Consider the following 1508-nt stretch of genomic DNA (forward strand, 5'->3'; position numbering starts at 1 on the left):
TGTTAATATGATTACAGAAATTAAAAAACAAAGTACTAATAGATAAATAGGAGGACATAAAAATGGCAGATATTAAAGATTCTAAAAACTGGGGTTTTGAAACAAGACAATTACACATTGGACAGGAACAGGCAGATCCGGTTACAGATGCAAGAGCGGTTCCTATCTATGCAACAACATCTTATGTATTCCATAATTCACAGCATGCAGCGGACAGATTTGGATTGCGTGATGCAGGAAATATCTATGGAAGATTAACCAATCCAACAGAAGATATCTTTGAACAGCGTATCGCATCTCTGGAAGGTGGAGTTGCAGCACTTGCGGTAGCATCCGGTGCAGCGGCAATCGACTATACATTTCAGGCACTGGCGAAAGCAGGAGAACATATTGTAGCTTCTAAGACGATTTATGGAGGAACCTATAATCTTCTGGCACATACATTGCCATTGACAAATGGAGTTACTACCACTTTTGTAGATCCTGAAATCGAAGGTTCATTTGAGAATGCAATTCAGGAAAATACAAAAGCAATCTTCGTTGAGACGCTGGGAAATCCGAATTCTAATCTGATTGATCTTGAAGAACTTGCGAAGATTGCACACAAACATAATATTCCGTTAGTAGTAGATTCTACTTTTGCAACTCCATATCTGGTTCGCCCGATCGAGTATGGTGCAGATATCGTTGTTCATTCTGCAACGAAGTTCATTGGAGGACATGGTACAGCTATTGGTGGTGTTATCGTAGACAGCGGTAACTTTGATTGGAAGGCAGCAGGCAAATATCCATGGATTTCTGATGCAAACCCAAGCTATCATGGTGTTGCATTTACAGACGCAGCCGGCCCGGCAGCTTTTGTAACTTATATTCGTGCAGTCATCCTGCGTGATACCGGTGCAACACTTTCCCCATTCCATGCATTCTTATTCCTGCAGGGACTGGAAACATTGTCATTACGTGTAGAACGTCATGTAAGTAATGCACTGGCAATCGTAGACTACCTGTCAAAGCATCCACAGGTAGAAGCAGTACATCATCCTTCACTGGAAAGTGAACCAAGTCATGAATTGTATAAGAAATATCTGCCAAATGGTGGAGGATCTATCTTTACATTTGAAATCAAAGGAGATGCACAGACAGCACAGAAATTCATTGATAATCTTGCAATCTTCTCATTGCTCGCAAATGTGGCAGACGTGAAATCACTGGTGATTCATCCGGCAACAACGACACACAGCCAGTGTACAGAAGAAGAACTTCTGGAGCAGGGAATTAAACCAAACACAATCCGTTTATCCATCGGTATTGAAAAGGTTGAAGATTTGATTGCAGCTCTGGATGCAGCTTTTGAAGCGGTAAAATAAATTGAAAGCATTATATTCAATATAAAACAAGTACATTTAGAAAAGGCCTGTCGTTCATTTTGGCGACAGGTTTTTTCTACGGAATAAATAATGAAAGTAAGAGTGAACATCGGGTTATTTTATTTGAGAAAAAAACATGAT

The 1508-nt window shown here is 40.1% G+C and carries 1 protein-coding gene; it reads left to right on the forward strand.

Going from position 1 to position 1508, the window contains the following annotated elements; translation table 11 throughout:
• The first annotated feature begins 62 nt into the window (after positions 1-62).
• A complete protein-coding gene (locus JQM82_RS15585) occupies positions 63-1367 on the forward strand; it encodes an O-acetylhomoserine aminocarboxypropyltransferase/cysteine synthase family protein (RefSeq protein WP_235251329.1) in 1305 nt (434 codons plus the stop codon).
• The last annotated feature ends 141 nt before the right edge of the window (positions 1368-1508 follow it).

This window comes from Faecalicatena contorta (assembly GCF_021531995.1).
Taxonomy (GTDB): Bacteria; Bacillota; Clostridia; order Lachnospirales; family Lachnospiraceae; genus Dorea_A; species Dorea_A contorta_A.